This is a genomic window from Sphingobium chungangianum (assembly GCF_977014255.1).
The window spans coordinates 906,801-933,540 of record NZ_CDRNIV010000006.1; the positions used below are offsets into that span (position 1 = coordinate 906,801).

The 26,740-nt window shown below is 63.0% G+C and carries 22 protein-coding genes and 2 pseudogenes; 16 read left to right on the forward strand and 8 right to left on the reverse strand.

Going from position 1 to position 26,740, the window contains the following annotated elements; genetic code table 11:
• From gspG to ACWNC0_RS11545, 9 genes and pseudogenes are all read left to right on the forward strand, one after another.
• Entirely contained in the window at nt 1-540 is a 540-nt protein-coding gene (gspG, locus tag ACWNC0_RS11505) for a type II secretion system major pseudopilin GspG (RefSeq protein WP_449471707.1), read from the forward strand.
• Between the two features lie 67 nt (nt 541-607).
• Nucleotides 608-1,066, forward strand: coding sequence for a GspH/FimT family pseudopilin (locus tag ACWNC0_RS11510; RefSeq protein WP_449474604.1), 459 nt, complete (start codon nt 608-610; stop codon nt 1,064-1,066).
• Between the two features lie 85 nt (nt 1,067-1,151).
• A pseudogene (gene gspI / locus ACWNC0_RS11515) lies at nt 1,152-1,505 on the forward strand (type II secretion system minor pseudopilin GspI); the annotation flags it as partial.
• On the forward strand, nt 1,505-2,227 hold the full coding sequence (gene gspJ, locus ACWNC0_RS11520; RefSeq protein ID WP_449471708.1) for a type II secretion system minor pseudopilin GspJ: 723 nt from the start codon (nt 1,505-1,507) through the stop codon (nt 2,225-2,227). The pseudogene gspI and the gene gspJ, both read left to right, overlap by 1 nt.
• Entirely contained in the window at nt 2,220-3,209 is a 990-nt protein-coding gene (gene gspK / locus ACWNC0_RS11525; protein WP_449471710.1) for a type II secretion system minor pseudopilin GspK, read from the forward strand. Before gspJ ends, gspK begins: the two co-directional genes overlap by 8 nt.
• Nucleotides 3,206-4,314 (forward strand): annotated as a pseudogene (gene gspL / locus ACWNC0_RS11530) (type II secretion system protein GspL). Before gspK ends, gspL begins: the two are co-directional and overlap by 4 nt.
• A complete protein-coding gene (gspM, locus tag ACWNC0_RS11535) occupies nt 4,311-4,796 on the forward strand; it encodes a type II secretion system protein GspM (RefSeq protein WP_449471711.1) in 486 nt (161 codons plus the stop codon). Before gspL ends, gspM begins: the two are co-directional and overlap by 4 nt.
• On the forward strand, nt 4,793-5,515 hold the full coding sequence (gspN, locus tag ACWNC0_RS11540) for a type II secretion system protein N (RefSeq protein WP_449471713.1): 723 nt from the start codon (nt 4,793-4,795) through the stop codon (nt 5,513-5,515). Before gspM ends, gspN begins: the two co-directional genes overlap by 4 nt.
• Nucleotides 5,512-6,261, forward strand: a complete 750-nt coding sequence (locus ACWNC0_RS11545) for a prepilin peptidase (RefSeq protein ID WP_449471715.1) — start codon at nt 5,512-5,514, stop codon at nt 6,259-6,261. Before gspN ends, ACWNC0_RS11545 begins: the two co-directional genes overlap by 4 nt.
• Nucleotides 6,262-6,273: 12 nt before the next feature.
• On the opposite strand, the gene ACWNC0_RS11550 is transcribed toward ACWNC0_RS11545, so the two are convergent.
• The 7 genes from ACWNC0_RS11550 to ACWNC0_RS11580 all read right to left on the reverse strand — a co-directional run bounded on the left by ACWNC0_RS11550 (nt 6,274) and on the right by ACWNC0_RS11580 (nt 15,112).
• Nucleotides 6,274-6,708: an energy transducer TonB gene (locus ACWNC0_RS11550; protein WP_449471717.1), complete on the reverse strand. Its 435-nt coding sequence runs from the start codon at nt 6,706-6,708 to the stop codon at nt 6,274-6,276.
• 359 nt (nt 6,709-7,067) lie between these two features.
• A complete protein-coding gene (locus tag ACWNC0_RS11555; RefSeq protein WP_449471718.1) occupies nt 7,068-7,358 on the reverse strand; it encodes a hypothetical protein in 291 nt (96 codons plus the stop codon).
• Nucleotides 7,359-7,754: 396 nt separating this feature from the next.
• Complete coding sequence (locus tag ACWNC0_RS11560) at nt 7,755-9,008, reverse strand: cytochrome b/b6 domain-containing protein (RefSeq protein WP_449471719.1); 1,254 nt, start codon at nt 9,006-9,008, stop codon at nt 7,755-7,757.
• Nucleotides 9,009-9,080: 72 nt separating this feature from the next.
• Nucleotides 9,081-10,415 carry an MFS transporter gene (locus tag ACWNC0_RS11565; protein ID WP_449471720.1) on the reverse strand — a complete coding sequence of 445 codons (1,335 nt, stop codon included), beginning with the start codon at nt 10,413-10,415 and terminating at the stop codon, nt 9,081-9,083.
• A gap of 47 nt (nt 10,416-10,462) precedes the next feature.
• Nucleotides 10,463-12,616 (reverse strand): acetate--CoA ligase family protein, encoded by a 2,154-nt coding sequence (locus tag ACWNC0_RS11570; RefSeq protein ID WP_449471721.1) that lies wholly within the window; start codon nt 12,614-12,616, stop codon nt 10,463-10,465.
• A gap of 69 nt (nt 12,617-12,685) precedes the next feature.
• On the reverse strand, nt 12,686-13,546 hold the full coding sequence (locus ACWNC0_RS11575) for a p-hydroxycinnamoyl CoA hydratase/lyase (RefSeq protein ID WP_449471723.1): 861 nt from the start codon (nt 13,544-13,546) through the stop codon (nt 12,686-12,688).
• A 114-nt stretch (nt 13,547-13,660) separates the two neighbouring features.
• On the reverse strand, nt 13,661-15,112 hold the full coding sequence (locus ACWNC0_RS11580; protein ID WP_449471725.1) for an aldehyde dehydrogenase: 1,452 nt from the start codon (nt 15,110-15,112) through the stop codon (nt 13,661-13,663).
• Between the two features lie 74 nt (nt 15,113-15,186).
• On the opposite strand from ACWNC0_RS11580, the gene ACWNC0_RS11585 reads away from it, so the two are divergent.
• The 4 genes from ACWNC0_RS11585 to ACWNC0_RS11600 all read left to right on the forward strand — a co-directional run bounded on the left by ACWNC0_RS11585 (nt 15,187) and on the right by ACWNC0_RS11600 (nt 20,470).
• Nucleotides 15,187-15,666, forward strand: coding sequence for a MarR family winged helix-turn-helix transcriptional regulator (locus ACWNC0_RS11585; protein ID WP_449471726.1), 480 nt, complete (start codon nt 15,187-15,189; stop codon nt 15,664-15,666).
• 84 nt (nt 15,667-15,750) lie between these two features.
• Entirely contained in the window at nt 15,751-16,899 is a 1,149-nt protein-coding gene (locus tag ACWNC0_RS11590; protein ID WP_449471728.1) for a helix-turn-helix transcriptional regulator, read from the forward strand.
• Nucleotides 16,900-17,035: 136 nt separating this feature from the next.
• Entirely contained in the window at nt 17,036-18,259 is a 1,224-nt protein-coding gene (locus ACWNC0_RS11595; RefSeq protein WP_449471730.1) for a serine hydrolase domain-containing protein, read from the forward strand.
• Nucleotides 18,260-18,292: 33 nt separating this feature from the next.
• Nucleotides 18,293-20,470: a TonB-dependent receptor gene (locus ACWNC0_RS11600; RefSeq protein ID WP_449471732.1), complete on the forward strand. Its 2,178-nt coding sequence runs from the start codon at nt 18,293-18,295 to the stop codon at nt 20,468-20,470.
• A gap of 208 nt (nt 20,471-20,678) precedes the next feature.
• On the opposite strand, the gene pabB is transcribed toward ACWNC0_RS11600, so the two are convergent.
• Nucleotides 20,679-21,887, reverse strand: coding sequence for an aminodeoxychorismate synthase component I (gene pabB / locus ACWNC0_RS11605; RefSeq protein ID WP_449471734.1), 1,209 nt, complete (start codon nt 21,885-21,887; stop codon nt 20,679-20,681).
• A 310-nt stretch (nt 21,888-22,197) separates the two neighbouring features.
• On the opposite strand from pabB, the gene ACWNC0_RS11610 reads away from it, so the two are divergent.
• From ACWNC0_RS11610 to ACWNC0_RS11620, 3 genes are all read left to right on the forward strand, one after another.
• The gene (locus tag ACWNC0_RS11610; protein ID WP_449471735.1) at nt 22,198-23,130 is read left to right on the forward strand and encodes an AraC family transcriptional regulator; all 933 of its coding nucleotides are present in this window, start codon (nt 22,198-22,200) and stop codon (nt 23,128-23,130) included.
• A gap of 82 nt (nt 23,131-23,212) precedes the next feature.
• On the forward strand, nt 23,213-23,971 hold the full coding sequence (locus tag ACWNC0_RS11615) for an SDR family NAD(P)-dependent oxidoreductase (RefSeq protein WP_449471737.1): 759 nt from the start codon (nt 23,213-23,215) through the stop codon (nt 23,969-23,971).
• A 154-nt stretch (nt 23,972-24,125) separates the two neighbouring features.
• On the forward strand, nt 24,126-26,723 hold the full coding sequence (locus ACWNC0_RS11620; protein ID WP_449471739.1) for a TonB-dependent receptor: 2,598 nt from the start codon (nt 24,126-24,128) through the stop codon (nt 26,721-26,723).
• Nucleotides 26,724-26,740: the final 17 nt, after the last annotated feature.

The window sequence follows — 26,740 nt, forward strand, 5'->3', positions numbered from 1 at the left end:
ATGTCTAGATTGAAGCCAGACTCCGTTCGCCCTGAGCCTGTTGAAGGGCATTCCTTTACTTCAGAAGAAGAGAAGGGCTTCGACAAGCTCAGCCCGAACGGGGAGGGGTTGGTTCGTCGGCCGATCGAAAATGGCTTCACGCTGGTCGAGTTGATGGTGGTGATCGTCATCATCGGGCTACTAGCGACGATTGTGGCGATCAACGTCATTCCTGCGACCGATACGGCGCGGGTGGAGAAGGCGAAGGCGGATATTGCGACGATCGAGCAGGCGCTGGAGCAGTATCGGCTCGATAATCTGAGCTATCCTTCGCAGACTGACGGGTTGCAGGCGCTGATCAACCCGCCCGCCTCGCTGGCGCAACCGCAGCGGTATCGCCGGGGTGGCTATATCAAGAAGCTGCCCGATGATCCGTGGGGCCGGGCCTATCATTATGCGGTGCCGGGGCGGAAGGGCGCGTTCGATATCAGTTCGCTGGGTGCGGACGGCCAGCCGGGCGGCGAGAGCGAGAATGCGGATATTTATTCCAGCGAGCTTTGAGGCGCGGTTTATTCCGTTCGTGGGGGGCTTCGGCAAAGCCTGTGCTGAGCCTGTCAAAAGGCCCAGCCTGAACGGGGATAAGTGCCCGATCGCCAATGGCTTTACCCTGATCGAGTTGATGGTCGTGTTGACGATCATCGGCTTCATCTCGGCTGCGGTGGTACTTGCCATGCCCGACCCGCGCGGGCGGGTTGTCGAGGATGCCGATCGCTTTGCCGCGCGCGTTGCTGCCGCGCGCGACGAAGCGGTCGTTACCGCGCGACCGATGGGGGTGTGGGTGTCCGCGTCGGGCTATGGCTTTCAGCGGCGGGATGGGGCGCAATGGGTGCCGTTGGAGGAGAAGCCGTTCGTGACGGCCAACTGGAAGGCGGGGACGCGGGCGCTGGTTGGCAAGGATGGGCGGCAACAGATTGGTTTTGATGGGACCGGGCTGCCGACTGATGCCATGACGGTGACTTTGGCGCGAGAGGCGGAGCGGGTTTCCGTGACCGTTGATATGGCGGGGAAGGTCATGGTCGGTGGGTAGGCTTGGTATCTTCGGTAGCTCTGCTGGAAGAAAAGAAGGGGCTTCGACAAGCTCAGCCCGAACGGGTGAAAGGTCGGCTCCAACGGGTGAGCGAGGCTTTACGCTGTTGGAGATGCTGGTGGCGTTGGCGGTGTTCAGTCTGGCTGCGTTGGCGCTGGTGCGGTTGCAGGGGGTGACGTTGCGGACGGCGGCCGATCTCGACAGCAAGGCGCTGGGGCAGATTGTCGCGCGTAACCTGATGGTGGAGGTGCAGACCGATCCTGCGCGGCCCTCGCTGGGCAGCGAAGAGGGTGATGTCGATAATGGCGGACGGCGCTGGCATTGGGTGCGGACGGTCAAGGCTACTAACGACAAGCGGCTGTTGCAGGTTGATCTGACCGTGAATGGGCAGGTGGGGGCTTCGCCGGTTGTGCTTAGCTTTGTGCGGGTGGTGCAGTGATGCGCGCCATAGCCAGCAGGGATTTCAGTCGCGCATCAGGCTGCTCGACCCTTCGACAGGGCTCAGGACAGGCTTCACTCGAAGCGAACGGAGGGCCGGCCGGGCAGGCGGGCTTTACGTTGATAGAGCTGCTGGTAGCGCTGATGATATTCGCGATGCTGGCGGCGGCGGGTGTGCTGTTGCTGGGGAACAGCGTGTCGGCGCAGGCGCAGGTCAAGGCGCGGCTGGATGACATGGCGGCCGTGCAGCGGGCAGGTGGCGCGCTGGCTGCCGATCTTGGGCAGGCGGTGCCGCGTATCAGCCGCACGGAAGCGGGGACGCTGGCGCCTGCATTCTGGTCGCATCGTGAGGGCGAGGCCGTGCCGGTGATGCAGTTCGTGCGGGGGGGCTGGGACAATCTGGGCGATTTGCCTCGGCCTTCCTTGCAGAAGGTGGAATATTGGGTGCGGCAGGGGCGGCTGGAGCGGCGGACCTATGCACAGGTAGATGGTGCGGCGGGCGACGATCCGGCGACCCTGCTGGACCATGTCGATGATGTCGCGCTGCGCTTTCGGGATGAGCAGGGGGAGTGGCGTGGCGAGTGGATACCGACGCAGCCTGACCTGATGCCGCGCGCTGTTGAAATGACGGTGACGCGCACGGGTGAAGCGCCTGTCACCTTGCGCTTTCTGGTCGGGCCGGGGCCTGCAGAGAAGCTGGAAGGGGAGATGGCTGGTGCCTGATCCCGGGAAAAAGGGCGAGCGGGGGGCCGCGTTGCTGACCGTATTGCTGCTGGTCGCGGTGATGGCTGTGGTTGCCTCTACGGCGTTGGAGCGGTTGGCGCTGGCTACGCGGATGACTGGGAATAGTGGCGCGGTGGATCAGGCGCGCGCCTTTGCCGATGCCGGGGCGGAGATGGCGCGGTTGCGGATCGGTGATCTGGTCGCGGCCAATCCGGGCAAGACGACGTTGGCGGGAAACTGGATGGGGACGCCGCAGCCGGTCGCTGTTCCCGGTGGAGTGGCGAGTGCACGGGTGAGTGATGCGGGCAATTGCTTCAACCTCAACAGCGTGGTGGCTGGCGAGAATGAGTCCAATTTGAAGGTGCGCCCGGTCGGCGTGTCGCAATTTCAGGCGCTGTTGCAGGCGCTGGGCGTCGATGCGCGGCAGGCGCAGGTGGCGGCAGCGTCGCTGGCCGACTGGATCGACAGCGACAGCGTGCCGCAGCCGGGCGGCGCGGAGGACGAGGTTTATGCGCAGGCGGCGCGGCCCTATCGCACGGCCAATCGCTTCATGGTGGATGCGAGTGAACTGCGAGCCGTTCATGGGGTGACGCCTGTCATTTATGATCTGGCGCGGCCGTGGGTTTGCGCGTTGCCGACGGCGGATTTGTCGCCGATCAACGTCAACACGCTGTTGCCCGATCAGGCAGTGCTGTTCGCGATGCTGTTGCAGGGGCAGGTCAGCGTGGCGCAGGCACGCCAATATCTGGCGCAGCGGCCCGCCGAGGGTTACGGCAGCACGGTGCAATTCTGGGCTCCGCTTGCCAGCCAAGGCATCAATCCGCTTGAGGAAGCGGCCAATCAGGTCAAGTTGACGACAGGATTTTTCGGGGTGGACGTGACGGTGGACGTTGGGGGAACGCAGGTGGTGGAGCGGGCGATGATTGATGCCCGGCAGAGCCCGGCGAGGTTGATCCGCCGTAGCTGGGGAAGCGGCGCGTGAGCGTGCGGGATGGACTGATCGTGGCGCTGCCCGAAGCGGGCGAGCCGCTGTGGATGCGCGTTGTCGATGGCGCTGTGGCGCGGAGCGGCAGGGGGGCAAACTGGCTGGCCGCTTGCGGCTTGACGGCGTTGCCTGCCGATGCGGTGGTGATGCTGGTGCCGCCTGCTGCGATGGTGACGTTGCATTGGGCGGAGTATCCTGAGCTTGCGCCACGGCAGGGTCGGGCGGCGGCGCGGCTAGCGGCGCTGGCGGGGGGATCGTGCCTTCCGACCAGCTGTTTGCGGCGGGGGATGAGAATGACGATCCGGCGCGGCCGCATGTCGTTGCGGTCGCGGCGAGGAGTGACATGCAGCATTGGCTGCTCTGGGCGCAGCATCATGGGTTGGACCCGGACATCATCGTGCCTGCGCCGTTATTGTTGCCGGAGCCTGTCGAGGGTTTTGTGCGTGGCGCGCTGGATGGCGAGGCGGTGTTGCGGGGGAGTGACGTTGCTTTTGGTGGCGATCTGGCTTCGGTGCTGGCGGTCGATGCGGTGATTGAGGATGTGCCTGCCGATCTGTTGCAGGCGCGGGCGGTTGAGGCTTTGGAGCGGCCTCCGCTGGACCTGCGGCAGGGGGATTTTGCCAAGCGGGTGCGGCGGGTGGCGGACAAGGCGGTGCTGCGTCGCATCCTGCTGTGGAGCGGGCTGATCCTGCTCATCAGCCTGATGATTTCGTTGACGGTTCTGGTGCGGCAGCATGTGGCGGCGAGCAATCTGGATGCGGAGAGTCTGGCGCTGGCGCGGCAGGTGGTGCCGGGTGCGGGTGACTTGACGCAGGCCGAGGCGGAGATTGAGCGGCAACTGGCGGAGCGCGGGGCGGGGGCTTATGCCTTTACCGCGCCGGTTGCGGGCTTGCTGAGCGCCTTGCAGGAGGCGCCGGGCGTGTCGATGACGGCGCTGTCGCGCGATCCGGACGGGATGATCCGGGCGACGCTGGCAGCAGCGAAGGTGGATGAGATCAATACGGTGCTGCTGGCGTTGCAGAGCGCGGGCTTCACCATCACGGCGACGCCTTCGCAGGATCCGGGCGGGCGAGCGCTGGCTGATATTACGGTGCGATCATGATGGAATCGGTAAGAACCATGTGGGGCGAGAGATCGCCGCGCGAGCAATGGATGCTGGGCGTGATGTTCGCCCTGCTGGCGGTGGTGGTGCTGTGGCTGGGCGTGGTGGGGCCGCTGGCTTCGGCGCAGCGGTCGGCACGTGAAGGGCTGCTCGCCGCGACCGATCGCAATGCGGCGATGCGGGCGAAGGTGAAGTTGCTCAAGACATTGCCGCGACGGGTTGCGGCGAGTTCCGGGACGGCGATCGACCAGCTTGTGAGCCAGAGCGCGGGCGAGGCTGGGCTGACGCTGGAGCGGGCGGAGGCGCAGGGCAGCGCGCGGATCGAGATTGCGATGGCGTCTGTGCGGCCGGTTGCGCTGTTTTCCTGGCTTGCGGCGCTGGAGGCGGAGGGCGTGCAGGTGGAGACGATGAGCGCGCGGCCATCCCCGACGGCGGGTAGCGTTTCGGTGCAGGCGGTGCTTGTGCGGGGGGCTGGGCAATGACACGGCTGGGCTGGTCGCGGCGGACGCGGGTTGCGATCGTGCTGTTATTGGCGTTCGGGCTTATCCTGTTCATGCCGATGCGGATTGCGCTGGGGCTTTCTGGGCTGGAACGACTGGGCGTCGCCGCGCGGGAGGTGCGAGGGACGCTTTGGAGCGGGCGGATCGATCAGCTGATGCTGGGCACGATGCCGGTCGGGTCGGTGAATGCCGCTTTATCGCCGGTGTCTTTGCTGATGGGGCGGGCGCGGTTCGACATATGGCGGCGGCAGGGCGCGGCGGATGATCTGAGCGGCGCGCTGACCGTGGGTTTTGGGCGCGTGGGCATTGATGATGTGACGGGCACGGTGCCGCTCGGGCGCAGCTTTGCGCCGCTGCCGATCGCGAGTTTGGCGATGGAGGATGTGACCGCTTATTTTTCCGGCGATCGCTGCGGCCATGCCGAGGGTCGGGTGCGGGCGCAGATGGCGGGGCAGTTCCCGGGTCTCAACCTGACGCAAGGGCTGTCCGGCGTGGCGAGTTGTGATGGCGAGGCGTTGCTGCTGCCGCTGGTGAGCCAGTCTGGGCTGGAGAAGATCAACCTGCGGATATGGCGGTCAGGGCGCTATGTTGCCGAGATGCGGGTGGAGACGGCGGACGCGGCGCTCGGCGATGCGCTGGCGAAGGTTGGCTTTGCGGGGACAAGCGGCGCGCGGGTGCTGAAGGTCGAAGGAACGCTGTGATCGATCCGCTGTGGGCGGGGCTGGGCGCGGTTGCAGGGGCGATCGCGGGCAGCTTTTTGGGAACGCTGATATTGCGTTGGCCCGAGGGTCGCGGCGTCATGCGCGGACGGTCGACCTGCGATAGCTGCGGGCGGGTGTTGAGCGCGGTCGACCTTGTCCCGATGATAAGTGCGCTGCTGTTGCGAGGCAGGTGTAGGACTTGCGGCGGGAAGATCGCAACGCTGCACGGGCGCATGGAGGCGGGGTGCGCGGTGATCGGGGCGCTCGCCTGCGGTCTGGCGCCGGGGCTGGTGGGGGCTGGATGGGCTTTGCTTGGATGGCTGCTGCTGACATTGGCGATCCTGGATTGGCGGCATTTCTGGTTGCCGGACGCGCTGACGTTGCCGTTGGCGTTCCTTGGACTGACACTGGGCCTGTGGGTGACGGATGCGGTGCTGCCCGATCGAGTGATCGGGGCAGCAGGAGGATATGGCGTTCTGCTGGCGGTGGCGGTCAGCTATCGGATGGCGCGCGGGCGCGAAGGATTGGGCCTGGGCGATGCAAAGCTGATGGGCGGTCTTGGGGCGTGGTTTGGATGGCAGGCGCTGCCGTTCGTCCTGCTGATGGCTGCGGGGATTGGTCTGGTGGCGGTGCTGGCAAGTGTCGCGTTGGGTCGCAAGATAACGGCAGCGACGCGGGTGCCGCTCGGCACATGTCTGGCGGTCGCGGCCTTCCCCGGGTGGTGGGTGTCGATGCTGGTTGTCTAGTTGCTGTCGCTTTTAGCGCACACGCCAGCGATAATCCTCTTCCCTCACCTCAGTAACGGCATATCCATCGGGATCACGGGCAGGGCGAAAACGGTATCGTTCCATGATGACGCGACAGGTCATCGCGTCAATCTCCGGATAGCCGCTTCCTTCGATAACTTCGCATCTATCGACCTGTCCTGAAGGACCGATGGCGTATCGCACGCCGATCGTCACGCGGCCTACGTCGCGTAAGGAGCCAGGGAAATCCGAATTGCGAAAGCGGCCGCCGGTTTGGCGCGCTCGCGAGAAACCGCCCCCGTCGCCATCCCCCCGGCCAGTGCCGGTTCCAGTGCCGCCGGATTCGCTGCCAAAGCCGGGGGTAGCTCCAATACCCGCGCCGCGCGCACCGCTCGCCATGGCGGTTGTCGGCGCGGTGGGCAGGGTCGGAGCAGGGGTATGTATCATGGGCGACGGGGCGACAACGATGGGAGGGCGCGGCGGTTGATCTCGCACCTTCTCGGCGCGTGGAGGAGATCCGGACGCAGCGCCGCCTTCGCGTTTGGATTCGCGAGCTTCCTTAGGCTGGGGAGGTTTGGGTTGGTCCGGCGTGGGGGGCTTCAGATTGAACAACGCCAAAGGGGTGCTATCTATCGCCGAGCGTAATAGCGAAGGCGCTCGAAGGCCAATTATCAATGCATAGCCGATGACGGCGTTGACCAAGAGCGCCGCAATAGCGGGGACGATTCTGCCCCGGCCCTGCCATCGCTGCGCCCAAGATGCTGTCATGTCATTGAATGCCGCGCGCAACGCGCGGCGATATTGCGTTAGCGGTAAACGCGGTTGCCGTTGCGATCGATATAATATTCGCGGCCGCGACGGTCACGTTCCCACCGGCGTTGTCCATCGGACGTGGCCGCACCTACGACAGCACCACCCGCAGCGCCGATCGCCGCGCCTTCAGCAACACCAAGCCCAGGCACGATCGCACCTGCTACCGCACCACCGACTGCGCCGATACCTGCACCCCGCAGTCCATCGCGCGTCGTTTCACGAGAACAGCCGCCGACGCTGGCAGCGGCTGCCAATCCTGCCATCAATAAGAATGTGTTACGCATGGTTCGTCTCCACAATTGCCCAACATCAAACGACAGAGACGCAAGTTGGTTCGATCCATATGTCACAAACGTGCCGAACGGCGCTGAAATTACGAGCGTTCGAGGTGTATTTATGAGAGAGGGGTGACCCGTACGGGAGGGGTTGGACTCAATAAAGAATAGCCGCAAAACGGCTTCAGCCTCTCCGCCTGATCCTACTGGCGTCAGCCGGTTAGTCATTCAGGCGGCCGAGATCGACTATATTCGTCGTTCCCAAGCGGCGCAGACGTCATTTGCGGAAAATTATGTCGGCTTGCGCCTAAAGGCGGCGTGACGCGAGGAAAAGAACGGCAATTTTCGTCTTGAGAAAACTGAATGACAAGGCGCTCCCTGGGAATTGCGTCGAAACCCGCCTGATCACAGGTCCTGCCGGTGCGCGGTTAAGGTGAAGTTTACTGTGACCTTCGCAGCGATCGTTTCATCAGTGGGTGAACCGACATCAAACATGTTCCGGTCAAGATCTGCTCGGCCTTCGGCTCTGGCCGTGTCGCCATCCTGATGCAGCGTGAAGCGTAACGTGACCGGGCGGCGGCGTCCGTTCAGGTCCAGCATGCCTCTGGCTTCGTACAGGTCGCCGCCCTGTGGCCGGAAACCCTTGGCGCGGAACACAGCATGCGGATGCGCGGATATGTCGAAGTAATCGGGGCCTCGCAGCGTTTCGTCGCGTTGTGCGTCGCCCGTGACGGCGGAGGCCAGGTCGATCGTCACCAGGATTGCGCTGCCGGGCAAATCGTCTGGACTGTAGCGGATGTCCGATTTCCAGTGAAGGAAGGATCCGTCCACCGCCGCGCCGCTCCACATGGCGATAAAGCCGAGCTTTCCCTGCCCCATGACGCGCCACCGCGACAATGGAAGGTGTTGCGAATTGGCCGTTGGCACCGGCGTAGCTTTTGGGGCCGTCGGGGTCGTGGCAGGCCGTTGCGCTGGGGTGGAAACGGGTGAAGGTGGCGCTATCTTGATTGGCGCGGGCGTTGCTTGCCGCTGCGCCACGGCTCTGGTGGGCGTTCCGGTAAGAAAGAATGATGCCGCACCTGCCAATGCCACTGTTCCTAGCGCAACCAGCAGCGCAAGCCCCGGCGCCAAACCCGGGATCATGCGAGCAAGCAGATCCTCGCGCTTGTAGAACTGATGGCGAATAGCCCCAGCGACATGCAGCACGACCAATCCGGCCAGGACATAAGCCGCCAAGCGATGCGTGTCATAGGCTATTCCATTGAGGCCAAAAGGGATCGGCAGGTGCGGCCAGGCAATCGTGCCGAACAGCAGCGTCGGCACCCGCAGCTTGCTGGTTGAGACCAGCGCCCAGCCGCTGATCGGGGCGAGCAGCATGACGGCATAGAGCAATTGATGCGTCACCTTTGCCGCGAACGCAGATATCCGATCATCCGCCAGTGCCGGGGGGCGGGGGTGGGCCAGGCGGATGCCAACCCGCAGAAGGGGGAGTAGCAGGATGACGATCCCGATCGACTTGTGCAGCTGATAGGCGGCAAATTGGCCCAACCCCGGCGCGATGCCGGACAATTGCCAGCCCAGGATGAGCTGAAAGCTCAGGGCTGCCGCGATCGACCAATGCAACGCGATCGCCGTCATGGAATAGCGCTGTGGCGACATGGGCAGTTTTTTCCTTATGGCGATGTCAGAGAAGAGCGCGAGCGGCGGTCGGGAAATGAGGGGAACAGCTGTTCATTCGTAAACCTTGGACGAATTGCCGTGCCGTCCTCCAGTCACGAGAAGGGCTAATGCGCATGCCGCGATCAGCGACCCTGATGCCATGGTCAGCGCTACGGCGGGAAGCTTGAAATCGAGAGTGAAAAGGAAACCAGCAAGGATGGGACCCAAAGCAGCTCCTCCACGGCCGAAGCCGATCACTATTCCCGTGCCGCCCGCCCGGACGGCCGTTGGGAAAGATTGCGCAATGATAGCATAGAGACCGACGACGGCCGCGTTGGTGAAATATCCCGCCGCCGCAGCTACCAGGGCCAAGCCGAAAAGGCTGGCTTGTCCCTGTCCGAAGACAGTCACCATTGCCATCGACAGTAGGAGGGCGGCGATCACCAATATGCGGACGTCCAGCCGCCAACTGAGGGCACTGAGCGAAAGCGCGCCCAGCAAGCCGCCTACATTGGCCCATACCAGCACGCCACCAGCGGACGAGGGTGCATAACCCATGTCCACGACGATCTTGGGCACCCATTTGAGGATGAAGTAAAAGGTCATGATGTGAAAGAAATAGGCGGCCGTCAGCAGCACCGTCGTGCGTGCGAGGCCGGGACTGAACAGCGCAGCAAAGGACGCCTTGGGTGCCGCTGCATTTGAAGCAGGCAATGCATCCAGTGCATTATGTCCCATCCGGCCCATCAGCTGATTGATCCGGTCCAGCGCATTGGCCGGGCGTTGTTGAAGGAGGAAGCCGATCGATTCAGGGAGCAGCAGGAACGTCAGCGGCAAGAAGATTGCAGTGACGACTCCTCCCAGCAGGAATATGTCGCGCCATTCACCCGACATCAGCAGCATCGAAGCGGCCGAGCCGCCAAGGATCGCGCCGATCGGATAGCCCGCCGCCATGAGGGCAACGGCCAGGCTGCGGGTGCGCGCGTTGGCAAGCTCCGCGACGATGGCGTTGGTGCAAGCCAGCATGCCGCCAATGCCGAGGCCAGTGACAAGCCGTATCATCGACAGGGAGACAACGCTGAATGAAAAGGTCGCGGCCAACATACCCGTCGCCATGATCACGAGGCAGAGCAGGATGGTGGGCCGACGGCCGATGCGATCAGCAAGGCCGCCGAGCAGCACGGACCCCACAGCCATGCCGATCAGTTCCATCGAAAGCACGACGCCCAATGCGGCGCGGTCGATGCCCCACTCCGCGGCAATGCCGGGCGATGCGAAGCTGATTGCCAGAACATCAAAGCCATCAAGCGCGTTCAGCATGATGCACAGCGCTACAGCCGCGATTTGCAGGCGGCCCATGGGCGCTTCATCAAGCGATCGCCTGATGTCCGTTCCGTTCTGCGCCATCCTCACCTCCCCTGAAATGATTGTCGATCTGGTTATTGCCTTGTTGGTCAGGCGTCTTCCGGTGCGGTCAGCATGAGGGCGTCGAGGGCGATTGCGCCTTTACCCTGCGGATAGACGATCACCGGATTAAGATCGATCTCCCGAATTGAAGGTTCGGCGAGAAGGATGCGGCCAAGCCTATGGATAATCCCCGCTGCCGCCTTCACATCCAGCAGGGGTGATCCGCGAAAGCCGCGCAGCAGGGGCGCTTGCTTGAGCTGGTCCAGTTCAGCGGCGATGGCATCGATCGAGAGGCCGGGCGTGATCAGGCGCACGTCCTGCAGGATTTCCGCCGTGACCCCGCCGAACCCGCACAGGATGACTGGCCCCCAGTCTGGATCGTTCTTTGCGCCGATGATAAGTTCGACGCCGCGCTCGCCCATGGCTTCGAGCAGGACGCCGTCAAGCGCGATGGTTGCATCATAGGCGGCGACATCGGCATATAACCGGTCCCAGCCTGCGCGCAGTTCGTCGCCGTTGGAGAGATTCAACACCACGCCGCCCGCATCGCTCTTGTGGCTTAGACGGGCGGACTGTGCCTTGAGCGCGACCGGATAGCCGACCGCTTGCGCAGCGCGGAGCGCGTCGTCGATGCTGGTGCAGAAGGCGCCCTTTGGGAACGGGATGCCGAGCGGGGCAAGGATCGCCTTGGCGCGATATTCCGGGATGACGCCGCTCTGCCCGGTGAGGCCAGAGGCGGGCAGGGGGGCGGTCGGCGCTTCGCTGAAGTCCCGACGCGCATGGTCGTTGAGGCGCTTCAGAGCGCGGAAGGCGCGTTCGGTCGAAGGGAAATAGGGGATGCCAAGCGCGCGCAGCTGATCAATATATTTGGACGGAACCGGAGCGCCTTCGTCCAGCCCGGCGAAGATGATCGGCTTGTCCGGCCGCAATTCGTCAACGGCGCGCAGGATGGGCGGCAGCTTGATGCCGACGGTCACGGGATCGGTCTGGATGATGCCCGCGACGATGCTGCCGAACCGGTCGTCGGTAAACAGCGCCGCCAGCGTCCGGCGATAGAGGTCGGGATCGACCAGCCCTTGTGCGGTCAGGTCCAGCGGGTTGGAGACGGGCACGAAGTCGGGCAGCGCCGCGCGCAGGGCAGGGGCGTTGCCGTCATTCACCTGCGGCAGGTCGAGGCCGATCGCTTCGCAAAGGTCGAGGGTCAGCGCCTTGAACGCGCCGCTTTCGCCTAGCACCGCGACGCCGCCAGCCGGGATGGTTGGACAGCGCAATGCGATTTCGGCGATGTCGCCAAGCTCTTCCAGCGTTTCGGCGAGGATGACGCCCGCGCGCTCCACCTTGACGCGCATGACCTGATAGTCGCCTGCCATCGCCCCGGTATGGGTGGCGGCGGATTCACGTGCGGCGGCCGACCGGCCCGGGTGCAGGAGGACGATGGTCTTGCCTAGGGCCCGCGCGCGGCGGGCGGCGGCCAGGAAGCGCTGCGGCTTGCGGAACTGTTCCACGATCATGGCGATGACGCGGGTCGAGCTGTCTTCCAGCAGGTAATCGACATAATCCTCGACGCCTGATGCAGCTTCGTTGCCGGTTGAGATGGAGAAGGAAAGGCCCAAATCGCGCGACGCGAGCGTGGTGCACAGGACGCAGGCCATCGCGCCACTTTGCGAGACGACGCCGATGCCGGGACGATCGCCCAGCGGCTTCGCGTCGGTTTCAACGAAGGTCAGTGGTACGCGATCAATGAAGTTCGTCATGCCAAGGCAGTTTGGCCCTTCGACGACCATGCCGCTTTCAGCCGCGATCCTTGCAATCTCCCGTTGCTCCGCTAAACCCTCTTCACCACCTTCGGCAAATCCGGCGGAAAAGATGACGGCGGCACCGACATTGCGCGCGGCCAGCGCCTTCACCGTATCGAGCACCGCTACGCGCGGTATGGCGAGAACGGCGGCGTCCACGCCATCGGGCAAGGCATCGACCGACGGCAGGCATGGCCGTCCGCTGATCTCCGCGCGCTTGGGATTGATGAGGTGGATGTCGCCTGAAAAGCCGTTGCGCGTCAGGTTGGACAGGACGGATGCGCCCAGCGCACCCAGTTTGTCCGATGCGCCGACGATCGCCACCGATCGCGGGCGGAGCAGCCGGTCGAGCGCATTGCCGGTGCGGGCGGCGGCGACGGGCGGATTGAGGATGTCGGCCGTCATGGGTCCGTCTCTCCAAAAAACTGTTTGGGCGGGCCGACTTTTCGATCGGTCCCGCCAGTTTGCCGCTGTTCAGGCCTGCTGTTTCGACTTGTCGTACGCGCCTAAACCCGGCTTATAGCTCTTGTCGTCGATGAACTGCCTGATACCTTCCTTGCGGCCTTCATTGTCGAAGCTGTTGGCTGCTTCCTGCGCGCGGATCAGATAATCCTCGGCATTGTCATAGGTCATTTCGCGCACCCGGCGGATGGCGTCCTTGGTCGCCTTGAGCGCCACGGGGTTCTTGGTCAGCAGCGTCTGCGCAACCTGCGACACACGGCCCTTCAGTGCGCCAAGCGGCAGCGCTTCATTGACGAAGCCCCATTCCGCCGCCGTCTTGCCGTCCACATTCTCCCCCATCAGGGCGTGGTACATGGCGTTGCGGAAGCTGGTAAGTTCCGTAGCTACCTTGGCCGCGCCGCCGCCGGGCAGGATACCCCAGTTGATTTCGCTGAGGCCGAACTGCGCTTCCTCCGCCGCGAAGGCGAGGTCGCAGGCGAAGAGTGGGCCGTAGCCGCCGCCAAAGCACCATCCGTTGACCATCGCGATGGTGGGCTTCTGATACCAGCGCAGGCGGCGCCACCAGCCATAGCTTTCCCGCTGCGCGTCGCGCGTGCCCTTCAGGCCCTGCGCTTCGGTTTCGCGGAAATATTCCTTGAGGTCCATGCCCGCGCTCCACGCCGTACCCTCGCCAGTCAGGACGAGGACGCCGACATCGTCGCGAAACTCCAGTTCATCGAGCACGCGCATCATCTGGCGGTTGAGGCGCGGGGACATGCAATTGCGCTTGTCCGGGCGGTTGAGACTGACCCAGGCGACGCCGTCCTCCACGGTGAAGGCGACGGTTTCGATTTCGGCCTGCTCGACGCCATCGGCTTGCAGGAAATTGGTCATGGTAAAGTCCTTGTTCTGGTCGTCATGTCGGCGAAATCTGGCATCTCGTGCGGCTGGATCGTGCCTCTCCGCTTGAGATCCCAGCTTCCGCTGGGATGACGAAGGGAGTGAGCGTTAAATCGGATAATGGCCGGGCTGGGTCTCCATCGTAATCCAGCGCAATTCGGTGAAGCTGTCGATCCCGGCGCGGCCGCCGAACTTGCCGTATCCCGACGCCTTGACGCCTCCGAAGGGCATTTGCGCTTCGTCATGGACGGTCGGGCCGTTCACATGGCAGATGCCAGACTGGATTTGCCGAGCGAACCGTAGGCCGCGCGCCGTGTCGCGGGTAAAGACCGATGCGGACAGGCCATATTCGGTATCGTTGGCGAGTTCGATCGCATGCACTTCATCGCGGGCGCGGATGATGCCGACGACCGGGCCGAAGCTCTCATCGCGGAACAGCTTCATCTGCGGCGTGACGCGGTCGATGACATGGGCGGGCATCAAGACGCCATTCGCCTCGCCGCCGTTCAGTTGTGTCGCGCCTGCCGCCAACGCATCATCGATAAGCGTACGGACATGAGCAACTGTCTTGTTGTCGACCACCGCGCCGAGCGGCGTCTTGCCCTCACGCGGGTCGCCCACCGCCATGGTGCCGACCTTGGCCTGGAACTTCTCTACAAAGGCTTCGGCGATGGCATCGACCACGATGATCCGCTCGGTCGACATGCAAATCTGGCCCTGGTTCATGAAGGCGCCGAACGCGGCGGCCTTCACCGCTTCGTCAAGATCGGCATCCTCCAGCACGATCAGCGGCGCCTTGCCGCCCAGTTCCAGCACCACAGGCTTCAGATGTTCAGCGCAGCGTTTCGCGATGATCCGGCCGACCGGCGTCGATCCGGTGAAGTTCACCCGGCGCACGGCTGGATGGTCAATCATCGCGCCGACCACATCGGCCGCATCCTGTGGCGCGTTGGTGATCAGATTGACGATGCCGCCTGTGAAGCCTGCCTCCACAAAGGCCTGGACGATCAGGCCGTGGGTGCGCGGGCATTGTTCCGATGCCTTGAGCACCACGCTGTTGCCGCAGGCGAGCGGCACGGCGATGGCGCGGGTGGCGAGGATGATCGGCGCATTCCACGGCGCCATCGACAGCACCACGCCCGCCGGTTCCCGGATCGCCATGGCGATGCAGCCGGGCTTGTCGGACGGGATCACCTCTCCGCCGATCTGGGTGGTGAGGGCAGCCGCTTCGCGCACCATAGAGCTGGATAGCATCAGGTTGAAGCGCGCCCAGCCCTCGGTCGCGCCGATTTCCTCCATCATCGCGTTGATGAAATCGCCCACGCGGGCATCGAGCGCGTCGGCGGCCTTCATCAGCAAGGCGCGGCGGGCATTGGGGCCGGTTTGCGACCAGGCGGGGAATGCTGCCTTGGCGGCGTCGACCGCGGCAATGGCGTCTTCGGCGCTGGCGGCGGCGGCCCGGGTGGCGACGGCGCCAGTGACCGGGTTCAACCGTTCGAAAGCCGATGCGGCACTGCGCGATTCGCCGCCGATGATCAGGGAAATTTCCGATGCGGACATGTGTCAGGTCCTCTCCTAATGTTATGTTGCATATCAATGTTGATTGTTCTGAGCAATAACATTATGAGGGAGTCATGAGCATGAGTCCTTCAGGCAACAGGCTGATCAATCCCGTCGCTTCGCGGCTGGGATATCGGCTGCGGCGTTCCTCCTCCGCGATGATGGCGACGCTGGGCGCGGGGTTGGAATTGGTCGGGTTGCGGCCGGTGGAAGCGACGATCCTCCTGACGATCGGCGCCAATCCGGGCTGCATCCAAAGCGACATCGGCCGCATGCTGGGGATCAAGCGTGCCAATATGGTGCCGCTGATCACTGGCCTCATCCAGAAGGACCTGGTGCAGAAGTCGCCGGTCGATGGACGTTCCTTCGCCCTGAGCCTGACCGCCGAGGGAGAGGATGTGCGCAGCGAGGCGGACGCGATCATGACCGCGCATGAACGTCGCTACACACGCTTGCTGACGCCCGAATATCAGGATGCGCTGCGCATCGTGCTGGACGTCCTGGAGCAGGAAGAAAATGCCACGCATGAGGAGGGGGAAGCGGCAGTCATCTAGGCCGCGCCATCTCCGCAGTGCGCACGTCATTTGGGAGCCTAACGCCGCAGCAAAAATAATGCGCGGCAAGCAGGGAGGGATGCAATGGAGGCTAATCTCAGCGCGCAGATACTGCCCGCCCTTTACGGATGCTGCGACCGTCCAGAAAACTGGCGGCCGCTGTTGGACCAGATTTGTGCTGGCCTTGGCGTTCGCAGTGCGGCGGTGCAGATTTACCGGCAGGAGGGCGGCCATCTGATACAGCGGTGGCAGGAGCGGGATAGCTATTCCCACGCGAACGCCGCCCTGCATGACCGGTGGATCAACAATCCAGACAATCCCCGGCTCGCCATCGTCCCGCGCGATCGCCTGGAAGCACAGCTCTCCGTCCGCACCGACGCGCAGCGTTTCGATTCCACATCGCCGCAATTGCAGGAGACGCGGCATCGCCTGGCACAGATTGGCCTCAGGGGCGGGTCGGGCCTGCTGTTCAATTTCGAACCCTCGCGCTGGTTCAGCCTGATCCTGCACCGGCAGATTGGCGACACGGTGGAGCGGGACGGCAAGGATGCGGCTTTCCTGTCGGATATCGCGCCGCATCTTCTGACCCTGTCGCGCGTCTCGGCCACCGTGCGGGCGGCGCGTGCCGCGCAAGCCACATTAGCCTCGATCATGGATCGTCTGCGCCCCGGTGTCATTCTCTGCACCGCCAGCGGCGAGGTCCGCTGGCACAATCGCGCGGCGGCCACGATGCTGGTGAACGGGGCGCCGCTGATGCTGGACCATGGCCAACTGCGCGGGGTGTCGGCCGAAAGCCGTCAGAGGCTGGCGCGGCTCCTGTCGCCTGCCCGTGAGGACGAGATGGTCACGGCGGCGTTCGGCGAACTGGACGACAGCATGGTGCAGGTCATTGCACTGCCCAACGGTGCGTTCAAGGCGACGGTGGCGCAGGGATGGGATGATGACCGGGACGGCGTGGCGCTGATCCTGATCGATCCGTCACAGGCGCCGATGTTGTCGGCCGGGCACGTCACCTCGCTATTTGGCCTGACGCCTGCGGAGGCGCGATTGGCCGTCGCCTTGTCACAGGGTACATCGATCAACGCCTATGCTGATCGCCGTGGCGTGTCGGTCGGCACGGTGCGCATTCAGATGAAGCGCATCCTGGAAAAGACCGACAGTCGCCGTCAGGCGGACCTTGTCGCCAAGCTGTACGGTTCCGTCATCGCTCAGGTGCATGGCAATTTGCACTGAGCGGCGGTTGCGCGGCGTATCCCATTTGGGAGCCGCGATCTTCAAATCATCGGTCCAGAAAAAGCACGAAGCGACCGACAATCATCATTCGTCCAAAACAGAGGATGTGCGTGTGCACAAAGCATCAGGGTATCTTGTGAGTTTCGTTGCTGGCGCCATATGCGCGGCGGCTCAGCCTGTGTCGGCGCAGCAGACGTTGCCGCCCGTGCTGGCCGACGGACAACCATCCACGGTGCCGGTTGCCGTCCAGATCGCCCGCTGGCACATGCTGGATGGCGACATCAATTCCTTGACCTTCCGCAGCATGGACCGGCTGTTCACCACGCGCACCGTCGCCCATGCGGGAACGCCCTGGCGGCTGCCGCGCGCCGACGCGCCGCTGGATGTCAGCTACACTTTCGAGGGTAAGCGCTACACGGCGCAGGATTTCCTCGAGCGCACCTACACCAACGCGCTGCTGGTGATGAAGGACGGCAAGATCGTCAGCGAAATCTACCGCAACAACAGCGACGAAAACAGCCGCTTCATCGGCTGGTCCATGACGAAGTCGGTCACGTCGCTGCTGGTTGGCTGTGCGCTGTCGGAAGGGCGGATCAAGTCGCTGGACGATGACATCACCGCTTACCTGCCCGAATTGAAGGGCGGCGGATATGACGGCGTAACCATTCGGCAGATCCTGCAGATGCGGTCTGGCGTTGATTATGAGGAACGCTACGACTTCGCCAATCCCGGCATCGCGGCGCGCAATCATGTCGACGCGCTGGTCAAGAATGTCGCGCGCTTTGCCGATGCCGCGCGGACGGTGAAGCGGCTGCATGCACCGGGCAGCGTGTTTCAGTACAAGACGCTCGACACCGCTGTGCTTGGCTGGTTGATCGAACGGGTCAGCGGCACGACCGTCGCGGGCTATACCGCGCAGAAATTGTGGGAGCCGCTGGGCGCGGAGCAGGACGGCTTCTACATCATGGATGGGCAGCCGGGCACCGGCCGCGAATTCAGCGGCGCTGGCTTCAACGCCACGCTGCGTGACTATGGGCGGATCGGCCAGATGATGCTGGACGGCGGCCGCGCCAACGGGCGGCAGGTGATGCCCGCCGACTGGGTCCGGACATCGACGGCGCCGTCCGCGCCAGCTGATGACAAGATGCCGGGCATTCCGACCGGCTATGCGATGCAATGGTGGTTGCTGGACAATAGTGGCGCTTACAGCGCGGTGGGATTGCAAGGCCAATATATCTACGTCGATCCGCGATCCCGCACCGTCGTCGTCAAGATCAGCTATTTTCCGCCCGGCGATGAAAAGCCGACGGCGGAAACCGGCGCTTTCCTGAAGGCCGTGTCCGCCTGGTCTCCGAAATGACCGGAAGAACATCCAAAAAATAGGGAGGGAAGAATGAAACGCATATTGCTGACGGGCTCCACCGCCATCATGACCTTGTGGACGTCATCCGCCTGGGCGCAGGAAGCGGCCCCGCAGGCGGGATCGTCCAACACGCTGGGCGAGATCGTCGTGACGGCCCAGCGCCGGACGGAAAATCTGCAGAAGGTGCCGGTTGCCGCCAGCGCGCTGGACGCTAACGACCTGAAGGCGAATGCCGTCGTTCGCCTCAACGATCTTCAAAATGCGACGCCTGCGCTGTCGATTTCCGACGCGGGTATCACGTCGGCGGTCAACATTCGCGGCATCGGCCTTGCGAGCAACTCGCCCAATGTGACCGCAGGTGTCGCCACCTATGTCGACGGGCTGTTCCAGCCGCCGATCGTCCAGGCGAACAGCTTCTATGATCTGGCGAGCGTTGAAGTGTTGCGCGGTCCGCAGGGAACTTTGGTCGGCAGCAACTCGACCGGTGGCGCGATCTTCATCAATTCGCGCAATCCTGATCTGAATGGCGTCAATGGCTATGCCGAAGGGAGCGCTGGCAACCGGGGGAATTTCGGGCTGGAAGGCGCGGTCAACGTGCCGCTATCCTCTACTCTCGCGGTGCGCGGTGCGGGATTCTACCGGGGCCATGATAGCTATTTCAAGGATGTCGGCCCCTTCAACAACAAGGCGGGCAAGCTGGATGAGAAGGGCGGACGCCTCGGGGTGCTGTGGCAGCCCGGAGACTTCCGCGCGCTGCTCAAGGTCCAGTATAACGACCGCGACATTGGCGGTTATGCCTATCGCCCGATTGAGGGCACGGAATTTGGTTCCTACCGGACCGGCGACATTTACACGCTGAACTACGACACACCGGTGGCGATCCGTGAAAAGGCGTTTATCTCCAGCCTGGAACTGCGGCAGGAATTCGCCAGCGGCATCGTGCTGCGGTCGATCAGCGGTTATCAGAGCAAGAAGATCGAAGGTGTCAACGATGTCGATGCCTCGCCTGCTCCAGATGGCATCGCGCAGGACTATTATGCTCGCGAACGGCAATATAGTCAGGAAATCAACCTGATCTCTCCCACCGGCGAAACGCTTGAATGGATATTGGGCGGCTATTTCCAACGGAACGAAATCAAGGTGCGTATCCGCGAAACGACCTTTGGCTTTCCGACCGACATCGACCCGGACAACAAGCGCACCACGACGGGCATCTTCGCGCAGGGCAGCTACCGCGTGACGCCTGATGTCCAGTTGCAGCTGGGCGCGCGCTATTCGCACTATAAGGCAAGCGGCGTGGGCGATGTGCGCATTGGCGCTGGCATCCCCGGCTTCCCGCCCGGCGGTTTGCCGGTAGCGAGTCTTGCGGGATCGCACAAGGATGGTCGCGTGACGGGTAAGGCGGCGATCAACTGGACGGTCAATGACGACCATCTGCTCTACGCCTTCGTCGCTCGCGGCTATAAGCCCGGCGGCTTCAACGCGGTGGATTCCGAGTTCCGGCCGGAAATGGTGTGGAACTATGAAATCGGCTGGAAGGCGAGCCTGTTCGACAAGCATGTCCGCACGCAGATTTCGGCTTTCTACAATGACTATTCCGATTTCCAGTTCGAAGTGATCGAACCGACGACCGGCTTCAACGGCGTCCAGAATATCTCGCAAGGCAAGATTAAGGGCATTGAAGCCCAGTTGCAGAGCAAGTTCGGCGGCTTCAGTCTCGACGCCAATGTCGCTTATGTCCATTCGAAGTTGGCCGGGCTGACCTTCATCAATATCCGCGCCCTTCCGCCCGGGAGCTTGGGTCCGCAATGCCCGCCGGGCGTCGGCTCGGCGCCTCCGGCTTGCTACAACTATACTCCCGACATCGTCACCACCGATGGCGGCCCCAACCTCTATTCGCCCAAATGGACCTACGGCGGCACCGCGGCCTATGAATTCCAGCTGGGAGACGAGGTGACTTTGACCCCGCGCGTCAGCTATTCCTATGTCGGCCCGCGCTTCACCAATCTCGCTTATTCACCGGTGACCGACCGGATCAAAGGCTATGGCCTGCTGTCCGGCCTTGTCACCCTGCGCACCGGCCAGTTCCATATCGAGGCCTATGGCACCAACCTGACCGGCAAGCGCTATGTCAGCGGCCAGTTCGGCCTCAATGAATTTTACGGTGCGCCGCGCGAATATGGCATTCGCGCAGGCTTCACCTTCTGAAGTTGAGGGAAACCCGCCGCCATCGGGTGGCGGGTTTCAGGATTGGTGCTTTGGGGCTTGTTCGATCAGGCCAGACCGAACAAGCTCGGCATCGCTGCAAGCAATCCTAGAGCATGATCCGATCAGACTGGATCGGATCATGCTCCATTTGTCTTTTGTTTCCGCATTTTCCGAGCCAGCAGATGATGCCGTCTGCTTCGAAAATGCTCTAGTCGAGAAATCGTGCCTTGGTCAGGCACTCCTCCCATTCCGCGAGAGGATCGGAGTCAGCGACGATGCCGGACCCGAGGTCGATCGTCAGCCGCCGTTCTGCCGGTGAGACGGTCAGGGTACGGATCGCGACGTTGAAACGCGCGTCACCGTCCGGGCTGAAATGGCCGATTGATCCTGTGTAGATGCCGCGTGGTCTGTCTTCCAGCTGTGCAATCACCTGCGCGGCACGGATCTTGGGCGCTCCAGTGATTGAGCCGCAGGGGAACAGGGCGGCGAGGATGTCGAAAGCGTCCACATCCTCGCGGCGGCGCGCCGTCACGGCAGAGACCATCTGGTGGACCGTCGGATAGGTTTCGACCGAGAAAAGCTGCGGCACCTTCACCGATCCAGGCTCCGCCACCCGCGACAGGTCATTGCGCATCAGGTCGACGATCATCAGATTTTCGGCGCGCTGTTTGGGATCAGCGGCGAGCGACTGCGCGGCAGCGGCGTCCGCTGCGGGATCGGCATGTCGCTCCGCTGTACCCTTCATCGGACGACAGGCGATGTCGCGCCCAGTCACCGTGAAGAACAACTCCGGCGAGAAGGAGAAGATGAGGTCTGCGCCAGTGGATATGATCGCGCCATAAGGAGCACGCTGGCGCTGCCGCAGCCGGGTGTAGAGCGCCAGCGGATCACCGTCGAAGTCCATCCCGGCGCGGAAAGTGAGGTTGGCCTGATACAGATCGCCTGCACGAATGAGTTCGAGCAGGTCTGCGATCCGCCCCATATGCTGCTCTTTCGTGCTGGCGGGCGTCAGTGGCCCCATGCGGAACGTCGCATCGGTGGGGAGCAGGTTCGCGAATATTTGTGACGGAAGCACCAATGGGGTCCCGAATATCCCGAACCAGAGGAGCGGCCCGCAGGAGGGGGTAACCGGCATGGCGGGATCGAAGGCGGCGGCGGCATCATAGCTGACAAACCCGGCGGCGTGTGCGCCTTGTCTCGTAGCTGCGCGCACCGCTTCCAGTGCAGGTACGACTTCCGAGAGCGTCGCAGCCTCGATCACTTGCATCGGATGGGTGAAGAGCGTGACGTCGCCGTTGGGCGAGGATGCGTCGTCTAAAAGCACATAGGGTTGATCGAAGGCCGACAGGAAACCCATGGCCTTCACACCACATTCTGGTCGGGCCGATTGCGGCGGCACAGTAAGAAGATGGTTCATTGCACGCTCCACCTCGCACGCGCCGAGAAATCTTCGGCCTCCGAACGAGCTTTAGGTCTGCTGTGGCCCCACATCGGGCCGTGGCGATCATTCGAACTGATCCGCAGATATTCATTTTTTCTAAGTCTTGGTCTGAAGATATATTCCACGGGAGGGAATGAAACGGAGATAAAATAAGATTTATCAGTCTCTTGACGATGATTATGACCCCATCACCTGCAACGAGCCGGATGAAGGTCAATAGGATGACGACCGCCACTATTTCCTTTTCATAATTTATGTGAAACTGTTCCAGTCAGGAGAGCGGTGGATGATCGAGCAATTCTCGACGCAGGACGTCGCCAGGCGTGATCGCTTGGCTTACTGGAACAGGATCGCCTCTGGCCGGTCCGCCGGGCTGATGATCGACAGTTCCAATCGCGAATTTCTAGGTCAGCTTGGCTGTTGGACGCTGGGCGACCTCACCATTTTCAAGGCGCGGGCGGAATCGTCGGTCGTGTCGCGCAGCGCCCGCCACCACGGCGAAGAGCGGCTGCTGGTGCACCTCCAGACCCTTGGCCTCAGTGAGCAGCGCCAATCCGGCCGCGAATGCGTACTGCGGCCCGGCGACCTTTCCATCTGCACCACCGCAGCGCCGATGCGGATCGAGGTTGCATCCCATGAAATGATGGTGGTCGATGTCGCCCGCCATGAACTGGAACAGCGGGTGCCGCAGCTGGACCTCCATATCGGCAGTCCGACGCCCGGCAATTCGCCGACCGTCCACAGTTTTCACCAACTCGCTCTTGCCCTGTGGCGAGAGGCGGAGAGCCGCGCCGCGCCGCCTGATCCAAGTTGGGCCGAGGGCGCCGAAACGCTGATGCTGGACCTGCTGGGCCTTGCCTTGCGCAGCGCTGTGCGCGGCGGCCCCAATGTCGATGGCCGGGGACTGGCGCGGGTCAAGGCGATCGTGGAGGCACGGCTGGGCGACCCGAATCTCGACACGGAATCCATCGCGCGCGAAGTTGGCATATCGCCGCGAACGATCCAGACCTGGTTCGCGGCCGAAAGCACGACGCTGCGCGCCTATATATTGGACAGGCGGCTGGAAAGGGCGCTGGAAATGCTCGCGGCCGACCGGGCGGCGAACATCACCGCGATCGCCCTTGAACTCGGCTTCAACGACCCTGCTTATTTCGCGCGCTGCTTCCGCAAGCGGCACGGCTATTCACCTCGCGAAGGGCGCCAGATCGCGCGCGCCTGACCAGCGGTAATTTCCAAAGATCGCCCATCGGCCGCTCCGATCGCAGGAGCGCGCCTATCATCAGCATGCAGGAGTGACGCAGATGACCAACGGATTGCTTGCCGGGAAAACGGGCTTTGTCACTGGCGCTGCCAGCGGCATCGGGCGCGGCATCGCCAAGGTGCTGGCGGCGGAAGGGGCGCATGTCGTGTTGAGCGACCTCACCTCCTCTGCGGCAGAAGCCGCGCAAGCGGTTGCGGAGATCGAAGCGGCGGGCGGCACCGCGCGCTTTATGGCGGCCGATGTTACCAGCGCGGCCGATATCGACGCGCTGATTGCGCAGACGCGCGCGATCGACGGGCGTATCGACTTCGCCGTCAACAATGCGGGCATCGGCCTTAAATCCATGCTGGCGGACAGCAGCGATGATCTGTGGGACAAGGTGAACGATGTGAACCTCAAAAGCTGCTTCCGCATCATGCGCGGCGCTCTGACCGTTATGCGGGAGCAGGGTGGCGGCAGCATCGTCAACGTCTCATCCATCGCGGGAGCGGTGGGCCTCCGCGAAGCAGGCGTCTATGCGGCGACTAAGCATGCGATCCTTGGTCTGACGCGAACGGCGGCGGGGGAGAATGGCGACGTCAATGTGCGCGTTAATGCCATCCTGCCCAACGCGATCCGCTCCAAGCTGCTCGACGGCACTTCGCCCGAGTTCCTGGAAGCGCTGCTTGCGCCCCAGGCGATCAAGCGGCTGGGCGAGCCGGAGGAGTGCGGGCACCTTGCGGCCTTCCTGCTGTCGGACAGGGCGGCCTTCATCACCGGCGCGTGCATCCCGATCGATGGCGGCTATCTGGCAAACTGACCAAGGCAATAATTCGCATCCGTGAAAAATTCGCGGAAATGAATCAAATTGCGCTGGAGTCCTGATCGGTAGCGCTCCAGTGCAAGCGGGAGAGGCGGGTTTCTGTCATTTCGATGGGGAGCGCGAAAAGCGTCCATTGCCGAGGGGAGGAACCATGATCAAGATGATAGCCGCATTGCCCGTTGCGTCGGTGCTGGCCATAGCGGCCGGGACTTTGACACCGGGGTATGCCCAGGAAGCGACGCCCGCACCCACTGGCACCGCCGCCACGCCCGATCCGGTGCCTGCCGCTGAGGAAGTGCCCCAGACCGGTGGCGTCCAGGACATCGTCGTCACGGCCCAGCGTCGTTCGGAAAATGTGCAGAAGGTGCCGATCGCGATTACCGCCTTCACCAACGATGCATTGCAGGAGCGCGCGGTGCAGAGCGTGGCGTCGCTTTCGGGCCTGGCCCCCAATGTGACATTCGATGCGGGTACGCCCTTTTCCGGGTCGTCATCGGTGCTGGCAGCCTATGTCCGCGGCATCGGATCGAACGACTTCGCGTTCAACATCGATCCGGGCGTCGGCGTCTATCTGGACGGCGTCTATTTGGCACGTTCGGTCGGCGCGAACCAGGAACTGGGGGACGTCGAGCGGATCGAAGTGCTTAAAGGTCCGCAGGGCACGCTGTTCGGCCGCAACACCATCGGCGGCGCGATTTCCATTGTCACCCATGATCCGGGCGACAAGTTCCGCTTCATTGGCGATGCGACGGTGGGCAGCTACAGGCTGTTCCAGGCGCGCGGCACGGCGGACATTCCGATCAGCGACACGCTGGCGAGCTCGGTGTCCTTTTCCGTCAAGACGCGCAACGGCTATTTTAAGCGCAAGCCTTTCCCGGGCGCGCAGCCGGGCACCTATCAGGTCGAACCGGCGACCGCCTATTCCGCGTCCGGTTATGAAAATGCCGGGATCGGCCGTGAGGGCGGCGAAGATGCCTGGAGCCTGCGCACCAAGCTGCGCTGGGAACCGAGCGATGCCGTGCGCGTGTCGTTGACCGGGGACTATAGCAACAGCAAGCAGGAACAGCTCCCCAACACACTGCTGGCGACCACGCCCAATGTCGCGGGCGGCGCGTTCGATGTGTTCGCGGGCAGCTATAACTGCGCCATTGCGGGCCAATCCACCGGGTGCGGCAACGGCCCGCCGTCTTTCGTCTATGCCTTTCGGCGTGCCGGGCGCACCGGCTTGTTTGACCTGCCCGCGATCTTCGGCGTCAACGCCGACGCCAATCCCGACAACAACCGCCTACCTTACGACAATCGCTTTGTGACGGGGGACAAGGACAGCAGCTACGCAACGGGATCCAACTTCTCGCGCATGCAATCCTACGGCGCCGCAGGAACGATCGAATATGATCTGTCCGACAGCCTGACGCTGAAATCCATTACGGCTTATCGCGAACTGCACTGGAAGGCGGGGCTGGATAATGACGGGTCGCCGCTCAACATGCTTCAGATCAGTTTCGAGATGAACCAGAAGCAGTTCAGCCAGGAGTTCCAGATGCTGGGCAACGCGCTGGACGAACGGCTGAAGTATGTTCTTGGCGCTTATTATTTCGAAGAGTCGGGTAACCTTCATGAATATGTGACCTTCGCCGAAGGGTTGCTGTCTATCGACGGCAATAACCTTCTGAGCACCAAGAATGGCGCTGTGTTCGGGCAGTTGGACTTTAAGCCGATCGACCTGATCGGCATCACGGTCGGCGCGCGCTATACCAAGGAAAAGAAGTCGTTCGAAGGGTTTCAGACCGATCTCAACGGCCTGACCTACAAGATCCTGAACGGCTTTGGCGTCCCGCCCTGCGCATCGCTGACCCCGATCAGCGACGATTGCCGGATCGCGGCAGGCTTCCCCAACGCCAACGCCCCGCTGCAGCTTTATCCCGGTGGCGTGAACCGCAAGACCTTCGACAATTTCTCGCCCAAGATCGGCGTCCAGCTTTATCCCAGCGACGACCTCATGGCCTATGCTTCCTGGTCGAAAGGGTACAAGACCGGCGGTTGGACGACGCGCTTGTCGAACCCGTTGCCCGATGCGCCAAGCTTTGACGAGGAAAAGGCGACGACTTGGGAAATCGGGCTCAAGTCGAAGCTGTTCGACCGGCGTCTGCAGCTAAACTTCGCGGCCTTCACCACCAACTATAAGGGCATCCAGCTGAACTTCCAGCAGGGCGTGTCCCCCACCATCCAGAACGCCGGTGACGCCCGCATCAAGGGCTTCGAGGCCGAAGCGGTCTTCGCGCCCATCCGCGCCTTCGCCCTGACGACATCGCTCGGCTATATCGACGCCAAATATACCTCGGTACTGCCGGGCGCGGTTGTCGCGCCCAGCGTGATCCAGGGCGGTGTGTTCGTGGGTGCCGAACTGCCCAAGACGCCGCATTGGAAGGTCAATGTCAGCCCGCGCGTCGAGCTGGATGTGGGCAGCAGCGGCGCGAAGCTCATAATGTTGGCCGACTGGACCTACACGTCGCGGATGCGCAACGACACGGAAGGCACGTTCCTGCTCGATCGCAAGTCGTCGAACGTCGTCAACGCCAACGTCACGCTGCGCCTCCCCGACGACCGCTACAGCGTCACGGTCGGCGGCACTAACGTCTTCAACGAACGTTTCCTGACCACGGGTCAGGCGCAGATCGCCGGGGGGCAATTCTACGGCACCTATAATCGTCCGGCCGAATGGTATGCCAGGCTGGGCGTGAAGTTCTGATCAACCCCACATAACGG